This window comes from Bacillus sp. 491mf (assembly GCF_900112415.1).
Classification (GTDB): Bacteria; Bacillota; Bacilli; order Bacillales; family Bacillaceae_G; genus Bacillus_A.
On record NZ_FOLV01000001.1, the window covers coordinates 249,331 to 265,323 of the forward strand.

Annotated in this window: 13 protein-coding genes; 8 read left to right on the forward strand and 5 right to left on the reverse strand. The window is 36.7% G+C overall.

The features are described from left to right. Nucleotides 1-2: 2 nt before the first annotated feature. The 5 genes from BM211_RS01345 to BM211_RS01365 all read right to left on the reverse strand — a co-directional run bounded on the left by BM211_RS01345 (nt 3) and on the right by BM211_RS01365 (nt 6,271). Nucleotides 3-533, reverse strand: coding sequence for a DinB family protein (locus BM211_RS01345; RefSeq protein ID WP_035429069.1), 531 nt, complete (start codon nt 531-533; stop codon nt 3-5). A 120-nt stretch (nt 534-653) separates the two neighbouring features. Next, a complete protein-coding gene (locus tag BM211_RS26270) occupies nt 654-1,763 on the reverse strand; it encodes a DUF4018 domain-containing protein (protein ID WP_090994664.1) in 1,110 nt (369 codons plus the stop codon). A gap of 1 nt (nt 1,764) precedes the next feature. Further along, on the reverse strand, nt 1,765-2,934 hold the full coding sequence (locus BM211_RS01355; protein ID WP_090994667.1) for a DUF58 domain-containing protein: 1,170 nt from the start codon (nt 2,932-2,934) through the stop codon (nt 1,765-1,767). A 196-nt stretch (nt 2,935-3,130) separates the two neighbouring features. After that, the gene (locus tag BM211_RS01360) at nt 3,131-4,198 is read right to left on the reverse strand and encodes a M24 family metallopeptidase (RefSeq protein WP_090994669.1); all 1,068 of its coding nucleotides are present in this window, start codon (nt 4,196-4,198) and stop codon (nt 3,131-3,133) included. A 363-nt stretch (nt 4,199-4,561) separates the two neighbouring features. Beyond that, nucleotides 4,562-6,271, reverse strand: coding sequence for an Rqc2 family fibronectin-binding protein (locus tag BM211_RS01365; protein WP_035429059.1), 1,710 nt, complete (start codon nt 6,269-6,271; stop codon nt 4,562-4,564). Between the two features lie 104 nt (nt 6,272-6,375). Between BM211_RS01365 and BM211_RS01370 the strand changes: the two genes are divergently transcribed. From BM211_RS01370 to def, 8 genes are all read left to right on the forward strand, one after another. Further along, nucleotides 6,376-9,096, forward strand: a complete 2,721-nt coding sequence (locus BM211_RS01370; protein WP_035429057.1) for a calcium-translocating P-type ATPase, SERCA-type — start codon at nt 6,376-6,378, stop codon at nt 9,094-9,096. 97 nt (nt 9,097-9,193) lie between these two features. Beyond that, nucleotides 9,194-10,069, forward strand: coding sequence for a YicC/YloC family endoribonuclease (locus BM211_RS01375; RefSeq protein WP_035429054.1), 876 nt, complete (start codon nt 9,194-9,196; stop codon nt 10,067-10,069). A gap of 66 nt (nt 10,070-10,135) precedes the next feature. Further along, a complete protein-coding gene (gene remA, locus BM211_RS01380; RefSeq protein ID WP_020059206.1) occupies nt 10,136-10,399 on the forward strand; it encodes an extracellular matrix/biofilm regulator RemA in 264 nt (87 codons plus the stop codon). Between the two features lie 13 nt (nt 10,400-10,412). Beyond that, a complete protein-coding gene (gmk, locus tag BM211_RS01385) occupies nt 10,413-11,030 on the forward strand; it encodes a guanylate kinase (RefSeq protein WP_035429052.1) in 618 nt (205 codons plus the stop codon). Nucleotide 11,031: 1 nt separating this feature from the next. Further along, nucleotides 11,032-11,244, forward strand: coding sequence for a DNA-directed RNA polymerase subunit omega (gene rpoZ / locus BM211_RS01390; protein WP_035429050.1), 213 nt, complete (start codon nt 11,032-11,034; stop codon nt 11,242-11,244). Between the two features lie 485 nt (nt 11,245-11,729). Further along, nucleotides 11,730-12,935 (forward strand): bifunctional phosphopantothenoylcysteine decarboxylase/phosphopantothenate--cysteine ligase CoaBC, encoded by a 1,206-nt coding sequence (gene coaBC, locus BM211_RS01400; protein WP_090994673.1) that lies wholly within the window; start codon nt 11,730-11,732, stop codon nt 12,933-12,935. Further along, nucleotides 12,932-15,337 (forward strand): primosomal protein N', encoded by a 2,406-nt coding sequence (gene priA / locus BM211_RS01405; RefSeq protein WP_090994676.1) that lies wholly within the window; start codon nt 12,932-12,934, stop codon nt 15,335-15,337. The genes coaBC and priA overlap by 4 nt, the downstream gene beginning before the upstream one ends. 175 nt (nt 15,338-15,512) lie before the next feature. Further along, the gene (gene def / locus BM211_RS01410; protein WP_035429043.1) at nt 15,513-15,989 is read left to right on the forward strand and encodes a peptide deformylase; all 477 of its coding nucleotides are present in this window, start codon (nt 15,513-15,515) and stop codon (nt 15,987-15,989) included. Nucleotides 15,990-15,993: the final 4 nt, after the last annotated feature.

Here is a 15,993-nt window from a genome sequence, read left to right on the forward strand (position 1 = left end):
TATTATTTTACGGATTGAGCCTGTTGCATTTTTTTAATCATGCGAATTTGTCCACGGTGATTTAGTTCGTCTTCAAACACATGAAACCATTTGAAATAATTGTTTGCTGGCTTGCCCTCCCAAAATGGAGTTGTTTTAAATAACCATTCGTTTGGAAGTGATTGAAATGTAGCGATTGTTTTCTCGCGCACTTCTTGTAATGTGTTGATGTAGAAATCTAGCGGTTGGTTTTTGATTTTCTCCCGTCCAAGACTACCGAGTTCAACACCTGGTAACCAGCGTTCTAGTTCTTCTTCCGTCGGCTCTCTGTCTTCAAAGGTATGAATTTGATAATAAAATTCGATAGCTGCCATGTGATACAGAAGCATACCGATTGAATTTGCATTTTCATCATTTAAGTAATCTAATTCTTCAATTGTTAAATCTTGAACTGCATGTAGTGTTGAGAAACGTGCATAATTCATCATCGAAACAAGTTTAGAAAAATCGTCGCTTAATCCGTCGATTTTATCAATTAAAAATAAATTCTCCATTGTAATCCCCCTGTTATGAAATGTAGACCTTTATTTCATTTCTCCAAATAGGAAGAGAATCCTTTTTTATGTATAGGAATAAAGCGGAAAATAATCTTTAAAATTTCAATTTTTTTGGAATCAACTTCCTTTGCCGCTTTTTTGTTGAGCAATAATATGTTCAAATTCTTTTTCTAGCGAGGTCAGTAGATGAGAATCTAGTTTATTTTGCGAATAACGAGCTTCGTTATAAGAATGAATGATAAGCATTTCATTGATTGAAATTCCTAGTCTTTTTAAACGAAATAACCAATCTTCTAACGTTTCCCCGCGGTGTCGGGAGAACGGAGGATGCAACTGTTGTTCTAATTGAAAAATGATATAACGAAATGGATTTTCAGGTGCCTTACTTTTTTTGTTTTTTGTTCCATTTGTGACTTTACTTGGCATAAATACAGCAGGGAGTATGTTCGTTTCCTTTATTTTTAATCCGTTTTTTCGTTTTACAATACGATAGATGACATAACTCATTAGAAATAAACCTGTTACTCCAATGAGTATATAGGGAAGTTGTGATGATTGATTATTAGAAGAAGAAACAAGGCCCTCGTGCAATTGAGAGTTATTCCCGGATTGATTTTGCAACACTTTTGCAATTTTGTTACCTGTTCTTGTTGGAATCCGTTCAAATAAAGGAGTTACTGCATAGCCAATACTAGGGAAAAACATTGATATAACATAGAATAAGCCTATTCGAAAATAGATTCCTATATGTAAGAGAAGAAAGCTAACAATACTTAAACCAATTATCATGATGGGCCGAGTAACTTGTTGTTTTTTGTTGTGACTGGTTAATAAAAGTATGATAAACCCTTGTAACAAAAGTACAAAAATATCAAATGATGAAGGAAAGTCCATACTTAAAAACATCGATACAACAATGATTAACACAGAAAAAATAAATTTTTCTACTAAAGATATATTCTTTTTGAATAAGAGAATAAAGAAAATACATGAAAAAATAAGCGTATGAAAAATTGTAGTAGAAAATAGAACATAATTATTGATGATAAGAAAAGAATAAAAAATAAGGTATCCAAAATAGTTATGTATATATTTTTTCACAATGTAATACGAAAAATAATAGATGATTAAAAATAAAAAGAGAAAGTGTAGCCTTATTATTCCTAGCGATGATGCGAGTAAGAGAAGGAGCAAGATGTCAATAATAAAAGAAATATATAATTTCATCTTATTCTACAACTCCTTTATCTGATACGAAATATGTAGGTTGCTGAGCAGATGGAATATCTGTTTTATTTACTCCGATAAAAATAAGAGAAGAAGAGTAGTCTCGTTTGTTCATAAAATAGTGAATAAATCGCTTTTTTGGTAGTAATATATTTCCTTGTGTAATATGAGCTAATTTTTCTAAAGCTTGTGTATACTGCTGAATGCCTTCATTTGCAGGAAGGTGAATGGGATTGTTCTCTGAAAGAATACTAATAAATAATTCAAAGGGAATCTTTTTTTCTACTGCAGTTTGGCAAATAAATGCGGTATAAGAAATCAAATCTTCCATATTTATATTCCAATCAGGTATTGCATCATAAGATAAGCAAAGGCAAATACTCCAAGAATGATTGAGAACGGGTTGATAATGTTTTGCATGTAACTGTTGCATTTTTGCCGATGCTTTCCAATGGATAGAGCGAAAGGATTCTCGTTCATATGGTTTAATACCAATGATAGTAGATTCATCTTGATAAAAAGATAGAGTTGTTTTATAAGTACCAGGTGTAGTTTGGAAAACTTGTTGTAATCCTATAACTGGTTTGAGTGATGGATAGACGAGAATTTCTGTTCGCAACTTATGAATGGAAGGTAAATGAATATGAATAAACTGAAAAGGATCACCGATGATACATTCTAAATTCTCAATTTGAAAGCAACCTCGTTTTGTCGCTTGAAATGAAAAATTCCATTGTTGCATGGAAGCAGCATTTTGTACAAAAGAGAAAGTAAATATTGTATTGGATACAGTTTCTACTTTTGAGTAGTTATAAAGAGACGAATCCGAATTGAATATGATGTGTTCATTTATAAGTGGAAGCTTAGCTGTACGAAATGTAACTTTTCCATTCATAACGGGAAGTTTAGCATTGTTTTGCATAATGATGCTTAGTGTTCCTGTTTCTTTAGGGAAGAGACGGACAGTTTTTTTAGAATCTATAACTTTTATATTTTTTTCTATATACGAGACATAAAAATGTAGAGAAATTGCTAATAAGTAATAGAAAAGAAAAAAATATATAATCGTATTATTTTGAAATACAAAGAAAAATAAAAGGAAAATAGGAATGGTTAATTTGAGAATATAATGTTGCAGGAAAATAGGAACTACTTCGATATGTTGATTCATTTATAACCTCCTGTTGAATATTTTTTGTAAGGTTTTGTAGTTTTTATTATTTGATATAACGATAGCATAAAGATTAATAATTTGGAATTATCTAAAATTGATAAAAGGAGGGAGAAATAGTGTTAAATAGCGATTATATTCATATAACCGCTATTTATAAATAGTAATTGAGGGATAAAAAACGAAAAACTTCTTTTTAGCCTATAACGATAAGTTCTCTATTCGCATGTGTAATCACTTCATGTCCAGTTTTTGTCACGACAATATCATCTTCAATTCTGCAACCGCCAAAGTTTGGGATATAAATACCTGGTTCTACAGTTACAACCATTCCTTCTTGCAGTGTGTCTGTACTGTCTTTTGATAATCGAAGAGGTTCATGAAGTTCTAATCCAAGTCCATGGCCTGTTGAATGACCGAAATATTCACCGTATCCATGTTCAGTAATGTAATTTCTTGTAATGTCATCGATTGTTTTTGCTGACTCACCTGGGCGAATTGCTGCAGTACCTCGTTTTAAAGCTTCAAGTATAATGTTGTATATTTTTACGAATTCCTCGGAACAACTGCCGATTGCAACAGTACGCGTTATATCAGAGCAATATCCGTTATAAAGTGCACCGAAGTCTAATGTAACAATGTCACCGTCTTCAATGATTTTACTTGTAGCTACTCCGTGCGGGAGAGAAGAGCGAGTGCCGGACGCAACGATAATGTCAAATGATGAAGAGGAAGCCCCTTGTTTTCGCATAAAAAATTCTAATTCATCTCTGACATCACGTTCAGATACGCCAGGTTTTAGGAACGTTATAATATGCTCAAAAGCATCATCCACGATGCGAGCGGCAATTTTAATCATTTCGATTTCGAAGTCTTCTTTTACAGTACGAATCGTCTCGATTATTTCATTTACATGAACAAGTTCGATATTTGTATATTTTTTTAACGCTGTGTATTGTTTTAGCGTCATATTATTTTCTTCTATACCTAGTTTTTTAATTTGTAATCTGTCTATTTGAGCCGCAATCTCTTTTTCCATGTTTCCTTTATGCATAATAATTTCCGCTTCGCGTACTTGCGATTTTGCTTGATCTGTATAACGGAAATCTGTAATAAATACGGCATTTGTAGGAGAGATTAAGACAACTCCAGCAGTACCTGTAAATCCAGTAGCGTACCTGCGGTTTTCTTTTTTTGTAATAAGTAATCCGTCTATTCCAAATTGATGTAGCTGTTCTTGAATTTTTTTAATTCTTGAATTCATTTTAATTCCTCCCTTTCATCTCCTTATATAAAGCAAGAATAATGCCAACATTTTATCCAGCATGAATGGGGAGTAAAAATCTACTGTGAAAAGAGTTTTATTAAATCTCTGTCAAAAAATATAGACACACAAGATGAGTTTGTGTCTATATTTTTTGACAGAAAAGTGATTGTGTAAAAATGAATGAAATAACGATCTTTTTTGTAAGGGAATATAGAGAATCTTTAGAGTTTCATTAAGATTTTTCAACATGTAGGTCGCTTTCGCTCTTTGTTTTAACCCTTGTTTGTGACAGAAAAAGGTTTTCATGAAAAAGAAGTTGCCCTAAGTTACTACTTTTTGGGACAACTTCTTTTCGTATTTTTAAGCCTTTAATTTCATCACTGTGTCTGCATTCGGTGTTACGTATACTGTTTGTTGATTATCATATGTCACAAACCCAAGTTTTGCTCCGCTTGGCTTTTTCACATGACGAATTTTCGTATAATCGACTGGAACTGAGCTCGATTCTTTTGCTTTACTAAAGTAGGCAGCGAGCTTTGCTGCTTCCACTAATGTTTCGTCACTTGGCTCTAATGAACGGATGACTACGTGAGAACCTGGAATGTCCTTCGTATGAAGCCAAATTTCATCCCGGCGTGCTAGTTTATTCGTTAAATAATCGTTTTGTTTGTTATTTTTCCCAACTAAAATCTCTGTTCCATCACTTGCAATATATTTGTCTAATACAGGTTTAGTTGGCTTTTTCTTTACATTTTTCGTTTTACGATTCCGTACATATCCTTCTTCAGCTAGTTCTTCGCGAATTTCCTCAATATCTTTAGAAGAAGCAGCTTCCATTTGTTGTAGTAAGCTATCAAAGTAAACGATTTCTTCGTTTGTTTTTTCGATTTGTTCTTCTACGATTGTGATAGAATTTTTTGCTTTTTGATATTTTTGGAAATAACGCTGTGCATTTTCTGATGGTGTGCGCAGTGGATCTAAAGCTATTTTTACAGTACTGCTATTTTCATCATAGTAATTGATAACTTCAATTTCTTTGTCGCCCTTTTTCATTGCGTACATATTAGCTGTAAGCAATTCGCCAAATAGTTGATATTTATCTGCTTTGCCCGCGTCTTCTAACGTTTTTTGTAATTTAATTAATTTCTTTTCATTCTTTGCTTTTTCATTTTGCATAAATCGTTCTAAATCATGGGCCTGTTGCTTTACGCGGTCACGCTCTGCTTTTCCGAAGAAGAATCGATCTAGTAATTCACTTACAGATGAGAAGGTTTTCTCTTCACCTTTTAGGTGTGCAAGCGGGAATAAATAAAAGAACTCTTTCCCATTTGCTACAATCATCGAAGGCGTATACTGATGTTGTAAGAGCGGTTTTTGTAATGTGAAAAATGCTTCAGATAATGCATGTTCATTTACCATGCCAGCTTTTGCAACTACTTCTTTTGCAAATAATGGAGAGATTCCTGTAAAAGCTCCTACGAGTTGTTTATCCATATTTCCTGATAAAAAGTCGAGCGGCCGAATAAATTCTTCTTGCGTTTCAATTTGCAAGGGGTTGATTTTTTGTTGCGTTGGCGGTGCAACATATTCAATCCCGGCATATACAGTACGGTGACGGTTTACCGCTAAGGAAACGTGTTTTAAGCTGTCCAAAATAATATTTGTTTTGGAGTCTACTAAAATGATATTGCTATGGCGTCCCATAATCTCAATAATTACTGTTTTTAATGATTCATCACCAATTTCATTGCGGCTGCGAATAGTAATTTGAATCATTCGTTCTAAATCAATTTGTTCAATTTTTTCAATGAATCCACCTTCTAAATGTTTGCGAAGAAGCATGCAAAACATTGGTGGTAATGCAGGGGAGTCATAGTTTTGTGTTGTTAGATGCATCCGCGCATATGTTGGGTGAGCGGAAAGAAGTAATTTTTGATTTTTTCCGTTTGCCCGAATATGTAATAAAATTTCATATTTTGACGGTTGATATATTTTTGAAATTCTTCCTGTTTGAAGAGAGTTTGCAATTTCATGTGTGATTGCTCTTGTAAATAATCCATCGAATGCCACGTTGAACACTCCTTTCTCACTAAAAGTTAATTATAGCATTTTTTCGGACGAGGCTGAATAAGCTTTCATTAGAGCATGTCTGCAATCAGGAGGTAGATGGCGAGATGAATTGGTATGAACTGCGTGCACATGAAGTAGAAGAGCGAACGAATACAAATGTAAAAACAGGATTGACGGAGCAAGAGGTAGAAGTGCGGCTGAAAAAACTTGGCCCAAACGAATTACAAGAAGCAAAAAGGCCTTCTGCACTTATTGTGTTTTTGGCGCAATTTAAAGATTTTATGGTACTTGTTTTGTTTGGTGCAACGATTATTTCTGCTTTTTTAGGAGAATATGTGGATGCAATCGCGATTGTGGCAATTGTCATTATTAATGGTATTCTCGGTTTTTTTCAAGAGAGAAAAGCAGAAAAATCACTGGAAGCATTAAAAGAGCTGGCCGCCCCGCAAGTAACTGCACTTCGGAATGGGAGATGGATGAAGATTCCTTCGAAAGGTCTTGTGCTTGGAGACATTATAAAATTTTCAAGCGGGGATCGTATCGGTGCGGATATACGGCTCATTGAAGCTTCAAGTCTATATATTGAAGAGTCTGCATTAACTGGAGAATCAGTGCCGGTCCAAAAGAAGATTGATGTTCTGCATGGTACTGATGTTTCAATTGGTGATCAAACCAATATGGCATTTATGGGAACGATGATTACGAGAGGATCCGGTATTGGCGTTGTTATTGGAACTGGAATGAATACAGCGATGGGACAAATTGCAAATATGCTGCAAAATGCGGAGCAAAATGAAACGCCGCTACAGAGAAGGCTTGAGCAGCTTGGAAAAATCTTAATTATCGTTGCATTAATTTTAACAGCACTTGTTGTATTAGTTGGTGTTTATCAAGGTAATGAAATGTATCATATGTTTTTAGCAGGTGTTTCGCTTGCGGTTGCAGCGATTCCTGAAGGATTGCCGGCCATTGTTACAGTAGCACTCTCACTTGGTGTTCAACGGATGATTAAGAAAAAAGCAATTGTAAGAAAGTTACCTGCGGTTGAAACTTTAGGATGCGCATCTGTCATTTGTTCAGACAAAACAGGGACAATGACGCAAAATAAAATGATGGTCACACATGTCTGGTCGAGTGGTGAAACGTGGAATGTAACGGGGCAAGGTTATGAACCAAGTGGCGAATTTATGAAAGACGATAAGAAAATAAATCCAACAGCGGCTCGCTCTTTATATCAGCTCCTTACATTTGGATGTCTATGTAACAACGCAAATATTGTGAAAAAGAAAAAATCATATGTATTAGATGGTGATCCGACGGAAGGTGCCCTCGTTGTAGCGGCGATGAAATCTGGTATTTCAAGAGAAGGCATAAAGGATCAATTTGAGGTCATTCACGAGTTTCCATTTGATTCAACGCGGAAAATGATGAGTGTCATCGTTCGTGACAAGGCAGGAAAAAAATTTGTAATAACAAAGGGAGCGCCTGATGTTTTATTACAAATGAGTCAAACTATTTTATGGGGAAATAAACAGCAGCCATTAACAGAATTGTATCGAAATGAAGTGCAAACGGCTATTCATCAGTTAGGAAGTCAGGCACTTCGTACAATTGCGATTGCTTTTAAGCCTTTAAAAACAACAGAGCAATTGGAAAGTGAACGAGAAGCAGAACGAGATTTAATGTTTATTGGACTGCAAGGAATGATTGATCCGCCAAGACCTGAAGTGAAACAAGCGGTGCAAGAGTGTAAAGAGGCGGGGATTAAAACAATTATGATTACAGGAGACCATAAAGTTACAGCGATGGCAATCGCCGAGCAGCTTGGGATTTTACCATCTGGCGGCCGCGTTGTGGAAGGAATTGAACTTGCAAACATGTCAGTTGAAGAGTTGGAAGATATTGTGGATGAAACATATGTCTTTGCGCGTGTTTCTCCGGAACATAAGTTGAAAATTGTGAAGGCGTTGCAAAATAAAGATCATATTGTGGCAATGACCGGCGACGGCGTGAACGATGCGCCTGCTATAAAAGCAGCTGATATTGGTGTGGCGATGGGGGTTACTGGGACAGATGTTGCGAAAGAAGCATCATCTCTTGTGTTATTAGATGATAATTTTGCTACTATTAAAGCGGCGATTAAAGAAGGAAGAAATATTTACGAAAACATTCGTAAGTTTATTCGTTACTTATTAGCGTCTAATGTTGGCGAAATTTTAGTTATGCTATTTGCAATGATATTAGCATTGCCACTGCCACTCGTACCGATTCAAATTTTATGGGTGAATTTAGTAACAGATGGTTTGCCCGCGATGGCGCTTGGACTTGATGCAGCAGAAGGTGATGTGATGAGAAGAAAACCACGCCATCCAAAAGAAGGGGTATTTGCGAGAGGGCTTGCATGGAAAATTGTGAGCCGAGGCTTTTTAATCGGTGCGATGACACTCTTAGCGTTTATCATTACATTCAATCAACATCCAAATGAATTAAAGTATGCGCAAACAGTTGCCTTTGCAACACTTGTATTAGCTCAGCTTATTCATGTGTTTGATTGCCGGAGTGAGCATTCTGTCTTTCACCGTAATCCATTTGGAAATATGTATTTAGTAGGGGCGGTAATTATTTCGATTTTACTCATGCTAGTAGTCATATATTATCCGCCGCTGCAACCGATTTTTAGTACGATGCCAATTCAATCGAGAGATTGGTTATTAATTGGTGGACTTTCTTCTATTCCAACATTTTTATTAGTTGGATCCTTGCTAACTGGGAAGTCTGAAAAGAAGAAACCAATTGTATATAAAAGAGGGGTAAACTTGAAATAGTAAATGACATAAAAGTATGCTATAATTTGAAAAGGTAGTAGAGTAGAGTCTCTATTACCTTTTTCATTGAGTAAGATCATGGCTTGGATGTGATAAAATGATTTCGAGTATGACAGGTTTTGGACGCGCAAAAGTAGAAAGTAATGCGTTTCAAATTACAGTAGAAATGAAGTCGGTCAACCATCGTTTTTTAGAGATGAATATTCGTCTTCCAAAGCAAATGATGGTGTTCGAGGATAAAATCCGCAAGTTAATTGCAGAACAAGTAGGCCGCGGACGTATTGAAGTATCGATCATTGTTGAAGGGGAAGGACTCGTTGAACGAAAGTTACGCGTGGATTGGTCCCTTTTAGAGCAATATAAGCTCATTATGGAAGAAGCGAAGGGGAAATTTCAATTACAGGATTCGATTACATTACAACAGCTTATTGCTATGCCAGAAGTGACAGCAATTGAAGAAGTTGAAAATGTAAATGAAGCGTTTGAACATAGTTTGTATGAGGCGGTTCGCCGCGCAGCTAGCATGTTAAAAACGATGCGTGATGGTGAAGGGGAACGACTGCATAAAGATTTGGAGCATCGTTTACAAGGAATTAACACGTGTGTGCACGCCATTATTCCTTATGCGCCGTCAGTTATTCAAAAATATCGTGAGCGCTTAGAAAACCGTTTGAAAGAATTACATAATCAAGAATTAGAAGAACAACGATTACTTACAGAAATAGCGGTGTTTGCAGACCGCTGTGATATTCATGAAGAGTTAGTTCGTTTACAAAGTCATTTAGAACAATTTCAAGAGGCATTGCAAAGTAAAGAGCCTGTTGGAAGGAAAATGGATTTCATCGTACAAGAAATGCATCGTGAAATAAATACAATTGGTTCAAAAGCAAATGACTTAACCATTTCAAAATATGTTGTGGAAATGAAAAATAATCTTGAAAAAATCCGTGAACAAGTACAAAATATTGAGTAGCTGTCAATTGTATACGAAGTTATACGAGAGGGAGAAATCGGATAGACTTACTAGGAGGCGCAAATTATGGCCATGCGGTTTTTAAATATTGGATATGGAAATATCGTATCTGCACATCGAATTATTTCTATTGTAAGTCCGGAATCAGCACCGATTAAGAGGTTAGTACAGGAAGCGCGCGAACAAAATGTGCTGCTTGATGCTACCTATGGGCGAAAAACGCGAGCGGTGATTGTTATGGATGATGGACATATTGTTTTAAGTCCGATACAACCGGAAACAATTGCACATCGGTTAAACAATAAAGAAGATTTAAGTGACGAAGGGTAGGTTTAACATATATATGAGAAGTAGAAGAGGGTTGCTCATCGTTCTTTCAGGGCCTTCTGGTGTTGGAAAAGGAACAGTTCGAAAGGAATTGTTCAGTCAAGAAGATACAAATTTACAATACTCTATTTCTGTAACAACGCGTAAACCACGTGAAGGAGAAGTAGACGGCGTTGATTATTTCTTTAAAACGAGAGAAGAGTTTGAAGAGATGATTCAAAATAATAAACTGCTGGAATGGGCGGAGTTTGTTGGGAACTATTATGGAACACCAATTGATTATGTCGAGCAAACATTACAGCAAGGGAAAGATGTTTTCTTAGAAATTGAAGTGCAAGGTGCCATTCAAGTAAAGAAAGCTTTTCCAGAAGGAGTATTTGTCTTTTTAGCTCCTCCAAGTTTATCGGAACTAAAAAACCGAATTGTGGGCCGCGGTACAGAAACAGAAGAAGTAATTCAAAATCGTTTAACAGTAGCAAAAGAAGAAATCGAAATGATGGATGCTTATGACTACGTAGTAGAAAACGATGAAGTAGAACTTGCTTGCGAACGTATTAATGCAATTGTGATAGGTGAACATTGTCGCCGTGAGCGAGTAGCAAAATATTATAAAGAAATGACGGAGGAAATATAATATGTTAAACCCATCTATTGATGCATTGTTACAAAAAATTGATTCTAAATATACGCTAGTAACAGTAGCTGCAAAGCGCGCTCGTGAAATGCAAGAGCATAATGATTGTGCTGTTGAAAAACCGGTATCTCATAAATTTGTAGGGAAATCATTAGAAGAAATTCATGCACAATTATTAAGCTACGAACCAAGTGAAGATAACAACCAAAAATAATGCGTTATTTTCGACAAATAGAGGCATAGATACTATACTTTTCTATGTAACAGTAACAACCTATTTACAAGTAGGTTGTTATTTTTTTACGATGTTGATAAATTTAAAAATGAGATAAAAGCTTTCTTTTTAGGTGGGCGAGAGCGTCTGGCCGTGCATAGAAGCGGTCAGGGCTTATTTTTGCCACATGCGAGGTTTAAAACAAAGGGAGAAAGCAAGTTGTGGTCATGTTGTATTCTGCATAGCAGCGACTTATATGCCGAAAAAAACAAAATGGATTTATCCCGCTATTCGCGGACAGTAAGTCCCCCACCTCAAGGTTCCAAGAAAATCGAAGAAAATAGGTGAGGGCTTTCCATCAGCGGGGGATGAAGTCCCCACTGATGGAAGTTAGAATAACGGTAGCTTATATTTGCAGGCTGTGATGATGAATGAATTGAAGTTCGAATTGGGTTAAGGATGATGAAAGAAAGAGGACGAGACTTATGCTAAAAGGGAAAAAAATACTTTTATGTGTTACGGGGGGCATTGCTGTATTTAAAGCAGCTGCGCTAACAAGTAAATTAACACAGGCAGGTGCGCTTGTAAAAGTAATAATGAGTGAATCGGCAACGAAGTTTGTTACACCGCTTACATTTCAAGCACTTTCTCGCCATGATGTATACACAGATACATTTGATGAAAAGGATTCAGCAGTCATTGCTCATATTGATTTAGCAGATTGGGCTGATCTTGTACTTGTTGCACCGGCGACAGCAAACATCATTGGTAAATTCGCAAATGGTCTTGCCGATGATATGGTTTCAACGACGCTTCTCGCGACAACAGCTCCAGTGTGGATTGCAGCTGCGATGAACGTTCATATGTATGAAAATCCAGTTGTCCAAAAAAATATGCAAATGCTAAAACAGTTAGGCTATACATTTATTGAGCCTGGAGAGGGCTTTTTAGCTTGCGGATATGTTGCTAAAGGTCGGTTAGAAGAACCAGAAAACATTGTAACTATGTTAGAGAAGCATTTTTCAGAAGAGAAGCCGCTGCAAGGGAAACGAATATTGGTGACAGCTGGCCCGACACGTGAAAAAATTGATCCAGTTCGTTTTATGACGAATTTTTCTTCTGGCAAAATGGGATATGCACTTGCGGAAGTTGCGGCGAATCTTGGTGCAGAAGTCATTCTTATTTCTGGTCCAACAGCGCTAACACCGCCTGCGAATGTAACAACAATACAAGTGGAATCAGCACAAGATATGTTAGAGGCGGTTTTACATCATTATGCTAATATGAATGTTGTAATTAAAACAGCAGCAGTAGCAGATTACCGTCCAAAGTTTGTGTGCGATGAGAAGATGAAAAAGAAAAGCGGAGATACAGTTATTGAATTAGAAAGAACGACAGATATTTTGAAAACATTAGGTGAGCGAAAAGAACATCAATTACTCATTGGTTTTGCAGCAGAAACAACAAACGTTGAAGAATATGCAACGAAAAAATTACGCGAAAAAAATGCTGATATAATTGTTGCGAATGATGTAAAAGCAGAAGGGGCAGGATTTGGTACGGACACAAATATTGTGACGATGTATAAACGAAATGGCGCCGTGGTTGAATTGCCATTATTAACAAAGCAGGAAGTAGCGCGAGAAATATTACTGCATGTTGAAAAAATGTTGGAAGATGATCCTGCATGAAATTTGCAAGCGTAATTGTCGATGTTCCAGCAAGGCAAACGGATAGGCCATTCGATTATATTATTCCTAAACGTTGGGAAGATTTTGTTCAAACGGGTATGCGAGTTGTTGTTCCTTTTGGACCGCGAAAATTACAAGGATTTGTCATTGGGATAAAAGATACAGTAGATGTAGATGTAAATAAGTTGAAAACATTACATGAATTGTTAGATGTAACACCTGTATTAAATGAGGAATTACTACAGCTTGGAAATTGGCTTACAGAAGAAACACTTTGTTTTACAATTTCAGCGTTCCAAGTTATGTTGCCAACAGCAATTAAAGCGACATATAAAAAACAGCTACGTCTTCATCGGCCCGAAGACGTAGCGACCAATGTGAAGCAGCTCTTTCAAGGAAAAGAAAGTATCGATTGGAATGTACTTGATGAATGGCCGCAGTTGTACCGTGCAGTGCAAACAGAAATTGCAAAAGGGACTGTTGAAGTTGTTTATGAAGTAAAAGATAAGGCGCAAAAGAAAAAACAAAAAATGATTCAACCTGTTTTGCCTTTTGAAGAATTGGAGGAAACGGCTTTTCATCTAAAGAGTAAAAAGCAGCAGGATGTATTGTATTATTTCATGGAACACTATCAGCCTGTACCGTTAAAAATAGTAATGGAAGAATTGCAAATGACGGATGCTCCCATTAAATCACTTGTGAAAAAAGGTTTGTTAGCTGAAAAATATGTGGAAGTATATCGAAATCCCTATGATGATGATGCTTTCGAACGCACAAAGCCATTCCCGCTTACAGAAGAGCAACGACAAGTAATTGCACCAATCTTAACCACCATTACTGAAGAGCAGCATGAGACGTTTTTACTGTACGGTGTCACAGGGAGCGGAAAAACAGAAGTTTATTTACAGTCAATTGAAGAAGTACTTAGCAAAGGAAAAGAAGCCATAGTACTTGTGCCTGAAATTTCGTTAACGCCGCAAATGGTGGATCGTTTTAAAGGGCGTTTTGGCTCGCAAGTGGCAGTTCTTCATAGTGCATTGTCTGTTGGTGAAAAATATGATGAATGGCGTAAGATTTTACGGAAAGAAGTCAAAGTAGTTGTAGGGGCGCGTTCAGCAATTTTTGCACCATTTGAGAATTTAGGAATTATAATTATTGATGAAGAACATGAATCGAGTTACAAACAGGAGGATAATCCACGCTACCATGCACGTTCTGTTGCGATTCGGCGGGGAGAATATCACAATTGTCCTGTTGTGTTAGGAAGTGCTACGCCTACACTAGAATCGTTTGCTCGCGCTCAAAAAGGTGTATATAAACTGCTTACAATGGCGAAGCGGATGAATGAAAAGGATTTGCCTGCAGTTGAGATTATTGATATGAGAGAAGAGCTTCGTGATGGTAATCGTTCTATGTTTTCTCAGCTTCTTCATGAGAAGATAGCGGATCGATTAGAGAAAAAAGAACAAATGGTGCTTTTTTTAAATCGAAGAGGGCATTCGACATTTGTTATGTGTCGTGATTGCGGATATGTCGTACAATGTCCACACTGTGATATTTCGCTTACATATCACAGAATGAATAACCGTTTGAAATGTCATTACTGTAGTTATGAGGAACATTTACCGAATGCTTGTCCTGCTTGTAATAGCTCCCATATCCGCTTCTTTGGGACAGGGACACAAAAGGTTGAAGAAGAAATTACAAAATTGTTTCCAGAAGCACGCGTTATTCGAATGGATGTGGATACGACAAGTCGTAAAGGGATGCATGAAAAGCTCCTGAAGTCATTTGGGGCAGGAGAAGCTGATATATTACTTGGGACGCAGATGATTGCGAAAGGTCTTGATTTTCCAAATGTGACGCTTGTAGGTGTATTAACAGCAGATACAATGTTGCATTTGCCGGATTTCCGGGCAAGTGAAAAAACGTATCAGCTTTTAACGCAAGTAAGTGGCCGAGCTGGACGTCACGAGCTTCCAGGAGAAGTAGTCATTCAAACGTATACACCTGAACATTATAGTATAGAATTAGCAAAAAAGCAGAAGTATGATTTGTTTTTTGAGCGTGAAATGTATATGAGGAAAATGCGGCAATATCCACCATATTATTATGTTACGTTAGTTACAGTATCTCACCCGGAATTATTAAAAGCAGTGCAGGTAACAGAAAAAATTGTTGGTTTTTTACGACAACATTGCTCACAGCAAACGATGATCTTAGGTCCAGTTGCTTCGGCAATTCCTCGTATAAAAGATAGATATCGATACCAATGCATGATAAAATACAAACGGGAACCAAACTTAAAGTACGTGCTTAAAATGGTAAATGAACATTATCAGGCAGAAATGCAAAAAGACTTGCAAATCTCAATTGATTTTAATCCAACTATGTTGATGTAGTAGAGCTGAATTTAGAGGCAAATGGATAAAATAGAGTGAAACTTTTATAAGCTAGGAAGAAGGTCCTCGTTGCCCGTACTGCTGGCATGTGCCTGAATAGGCAAGCAAATCATCAATGGAGTTGCCTCCATTGATGGAAGTTTCAATCTGATTGTATGTTGAAAAGGAGAGTAGTATGGCAACATTAGAAATTGTAAAACATCCAAATGAAGTATTAGAAACACCGTGTGAACGTGTTATTAATTTTGATAAAAAGTTAGTGAAGCTTTTAAAAGATATGCACGAAACAATGTTAATTGCGGATGGTGTTGGATTAGCAGCGCCGCAAGTTGGTGTTAGTATGCAAGTTGCTGTTGTAGACATTGATGATGATAACGGGAAGATTGAATTAATTAATCCTGTTATTTTAGAAAAACGTGGTGAACAAGTAGGTCCCGAAGGCTGCTTAAGTTTTCCGGGGCTTTTTGGTGATGTAACACGTGCTGAGTATATTAAAGTACGTGCCCAAAATCGTCGTGGTAAAGTGTATTTATTAGAAGCAGACGGCTTTTTGGCCCGTGCAATTCAACATGAAATCGATCATTTACATGGTGTGTTATTTACATCGAAAGTAACGCGATATTATGAGGAAAATGAATTAGAAGAGATGTAAAAGG